Here is a 3,529-nt window from a genome sequence, read left to right on the forward strand (position 1 = left end):
GCGACCCGCCTCACCCCGCGCGTCGGGGTGGCCCAGTACAACCAGGCCATGATGGACATGGGGGCCACCGTCTGCACCCGCAGCAAGCCCGCCTGCGAGCGCTGCCCGGTGCAGGCCGATTGCCAGGGGCTGTCGCAGGGCAACCCCACCGCCTACCCTCACAGCAAGCCGAAGAAGAGCATTCCGGCACGCAACGGCATTATGCTGATCATCCGCCACGGCGATCAGCTGCTGCTGGAGAAGCGTCCGCCGCAAGGGATCTGGGGCGGGCTCTACTGCTTCCCGCAGGTGGAATCCCTCACAGGGGTGACCGGACGACTGCGGGAGTTGGGGCTGGAGGATGCCGCCTATCAGGAGCTCGCTGGATTTCGTCACACTTTCAGCCACTTCCACCTCGATATCCGCCCTTTGCTGATCGAAATGGCTGTTCCGCCCGCCCCCCTGCTCATGGAAGCGGATACCCGACTCTGGTATAACTTACGCCATCCTGCCGAGGTGGGATTGGCGGCGGCCACGGCCCGTCTGCTCGCCTACCCGGACTTACAACCAGACTTGCAACCACAGAGGTCAACATGAGCCGTACCGTATTTTGCCTGCGCCTGAAGAAAGAAGCGCCGGGTCTCGATTTCCAACTCTACCCCGGTGAACTCGGCAAGCGGATCTTCGACAACATCAGCAAGGAAGCCTGGACCGAGTGGCAGAAGAAGCAGGTCATGCTGATCAACGAGAAGAAGCTGAACATGATGAATCTCGAGCACCGCCAGTTGCTGGAAAAAGAGATGGTCAGCTATCTGTTCGACGCGGGTGAAGTCCAGATCGACGGTTACACCCCTCCCAGCCAGTGAGCGGGAATCGAGTCAAAGGGCCAGCGTCCCCCTGAGTCGTCAATATGCCGCAGGGTGACACCAATCCTGGCTCAGGCCAGTCAGTGACGGGCGGCCCCACCGCCCGGTTTGAGGATCTTATGGGTCGTTTTTTTGGGCTGCTGTGCGCCCTGCTGTTTCTCTCTGCCTGTTCATCCACACCCCAGACCAGCGGGAGTGGCGATGATGATCTGGTCAACGGCAAGGACGTGCGCGGTTTTGAACACATGATCAGTGCGCTCTCCCATAACGTGAACGAGATATGGGGGCGCGAGGCGCTGTTCGCGGGCAAGTTTGACTACGTCAAATACACGGATCAGTACAAGAGCCGCGCCCACATCGATTTCTCCAGCGGTCACATCATGGTGGAGACCGTCTCGGGTCTGGATCCCCGTGCCCACCTGCGTCGCGCCATCATCGAAACCCTGCTGACCCCGGACGATCCGGCAGAGGTCGACCTCTATTCGGACCGTGAGATCATGCCAGGTGGCGAGCCCTTCCTCTATGGCCAGGTGCTGGACAACCAGGGACAAGCGATCCGCTCCAGCTGGCGTGCAGAGCGTTATGCCGACTACCTGATCGCCAACGCGATGAAGAAGCGCACCCTCGGGATCCGCAACATCTTCTTCATCGACATTCCCATGGTGGCCAACCACGAAGACAGGCGCGGCTACAAATACGCCAGCATCATCCGCGACGCCTCCCGCAAGTACGGGGTCGCCGAGAGTCTCATCTACGCGGTGATCAAGACCGAGAGCAGCTTCAACCCCTATGCGGTCAGCCACGCCAACGCCTATGGCCTGATGCAGGTGATCCCGGCTACCGCTGGGCGGGATGTCTATGTGAGGGTCAAGGGCAAGGATGGCCAGCCGACCAGGGAAGATCTGTTCAATCCGGCCTACAACATCGATGTGGGGACCGCCTACCTGCACCTGCTGCAGACCGTCTATCTGGCGGATATCCAGGATCCCCAGTCCCGCCGCTATGCGGTGATCTCCGCCTACAACGGTGGTGCGGGAGGGGTGCTCAACACCTTCTCCAACGATCGCAAGGCGGCCCCCGGCATGATCAACCGCCTCTCCCCCGAGGCCGTCTATCAGGTACTGACTGAACAACATCCCAAGGCAGAGGCTCGCCGCTATCTCTACAAGGTCAATCAGGCCGAGAAGGGGTTCAAGCGAACCGTCGCAAGCCGGGCTGGCTGATGGCATGCAAGAAGGGCGCTCCCGGAGCGCCCTTCCCATTTACTGTGGCCAGAAAGCTTACTTGGCGATGAAGCCACCCTTGCTCAGGGGCGCAGCCCCCACCTTCTCCAGGTGTTCCACCTCGACTTCGGTCTTGTTCCAGCTGTGGTCCACCTCGCCGCGCACGCGGATCAGATCGTCAGGGCCTACCTCGGTACCGCGCCACACGTCACCGTCCACCTCCACTTCCACCTCGCCGCTGTCGTCACGGAACAGGTAGTTTTCGCCACCCAGGTGTTTGACCAGCTTGCCTTCCAGGGTCACCCACTGATCATCGGCCACGTCTTTCAACTGGGCGACCGATACCTTGTTCTGCTCCTTGGGGCCGGTGTAGGCCGCCATGGCGAAGGAAGAGACGGACATCAGGGCCACCAGGGCGATTGCTTTTGCGTTGTTCATTTCATGCTCCTGTCATTGCGGTATGAGGGCATCTTGCCCGGGGGCGCGTGAAACAAACGTGAAGCCTCCCCATTCAGGGAGGAGTGATGTGATCGCAAGCGATTAAATGGCCACGGCATGCTGCAAAAATGTATTCGAGTGGATACCTTTTCACCTGGCCATGCGGGTTCCCAGCCCGCCGCCATCGAGGAACAGCCCGCAGGCCCGTCCTGCCCCATCCATGAGAACAGCTACATGAAAAAATGGCTTTTGTGTTTATTGGGACTCTTCGCCCTCACGGCCCATGCCGCCGAGACGCGTCCCCCCTTCTCCCGCATCGTGATGTTCGGCGACAGCCTCTCCGATACCGGCAAGATGTACGACAAGATGCGTGGTTACCTCCCCTCCAGCCCGCCCTACCATCAGGGCCGCTTCTCCAACGGCCCGGTCTGGCTGGAGCAGCTCACCCAGCACTTCCCGGGCCTCGCCATCGCCAACGAGGCGGAAGGGGGCGCCACTGCCGTGGCCTACAACAAGATCTCCTGGAATCCCAAGTATCAGGTCATCAACAACCTGGATTACGAGGTGACCCAGTTCCTGCAAAAGGACAGCTTCAAGCCCGACGATCTGGTGATCCTCTGGGTCGGTGCCAACGACTACCTTGCCTATGGCTGGAACACCGAGCAGGATGCCAAGCGGGTGCGCGATGCCATCAGCGATGCGGCCAACCGCATGGTATTGAACGGTGCCAGGCAGATTCTGCTGTTCAACCTGCCTGATCTGGGCCAGAACCCCTCGGCCCGCAGCCAGAAGGTGGTCGAGGCGGCCAGCCATGTCTCCGCCTACCACAACCAGCTGCTGCTGAACCTGGCACGCCAGCTGGCACCCACCGGCATCGTCAAGCTGTTCGAGATCGACAAGCAGTTCGCCGAGATGCTGCGCGAGCCGCAGAACTTCGGCCTGAGCGACACCGAGCACGCCTGCTACGGCGGCGGCTATGTGTGGAAGCCGTTCGCCTCCCGCAGCGCCGCCACCGCCAGTCGG

General features: G+C 61.1%; 5 protein-coding genes. 4 read left to right on the plus strand and 1 reads right to left on the minus strand.

The window, feature by feature from the left end; genetic code table 11:
• From AACR77_RS14190 to mltC, 3 genes are all read left to right on the plus strand, one after another.
• Positions 1-576: NUDIX domain-containing protein (locus AACR77_RS14190; protein WP_042882415.1), on the plus strand; the 576-nt coding region annotated here is incomplete at its 5' end.
• The gene (locus AACR77_RS14195; protein ID WP_010675742.1) at positions 573-845 is read left to right on the plus strand and encodes an oxidative damage protection protein; all 273 of its coding nucleotides are present in this window, start codon (positions 573-575) and stop codon (positions 843-845) included. The genes AACR77_RS14190 and AACR77_RS14195, both read left to right, overlap by 4 nt.
• A 119-nt stretch (positions 846-964) precedes the next feature.
• On the plus strand, positions 965-2,068 hold the full coding sequence (gene mltC, locus AACR77_RS14200; protein ID WP_010675743.1) for a membrane-bound lytic murein transglycosylase MltC: 1,104 nt from the start codon (positions 965-967) through the stop codon (positions 2,066-2,068).
• A 57-nt stretch (positions 2,069-2,125) separates the two neighbouring features.
• On the opposite strand, the gene AACR77_RS14205 is transcribed toward mltC, so the two are convergent.
• A complete protein-coding gene (locus AACR77_RS14205; protein ID WP_039040598.1) occupies positions 2,126-2,506 on the minus strand; it encodes a YgiW/YdeI family stress tolerance OB fold protein in 381 nt (126 codons plus the stop codon).
• A gap of 234 nt (positions 2,507-2,740) precedes the next feature.
• Here AACR77_RS14205 and AACR77_RS14210 point away from each other — a divergent pair.
• The coding region (locus AACR77_RS14210) for an SGNH/GDSL hydrolase family protein (protein WP_231563246.1) at positions 2,741-3,529 on the plus strand (789 nt) is incomplete at its 3' end.

Source organism: Aeromonas sp. ZOR0002 (assembly GCF_963866995.1).
GTDB classification, from domain to species: domain Bacteria; phylum Pseudomonadota; class Gammaproteobacteria; order Enterobacterales; family Aeromonadaceae; genus Aeromonas; species Aeromonas caviae.

What these genes read in the sequence shown, in the direction of transcription:
- AACR77_RS14195 (WP_010675742.1), top strand. Translation starts at nt 573, where the DNA reads ATGAGCCGTACCGTATTTTGCCTGCGCCTGAAGAAAGAAGCGCCGGGT.
- mltC (WP_010675743.1), top strand. Translation starts at nt 965, where the DNA reads ATGGGTCGTTTTTTTGGGCTGCTGTGCGCCCTGCTGTTTCTCTCTGCC.
- AACR77_RS14205 (WP_039040598.1), bottom strand. Translation starts at nt 2,506, where the DNA reads ATGAACAACGCAAAAGCAATCGCCCTGGTGGCCCTGATGTCCGTCTCT.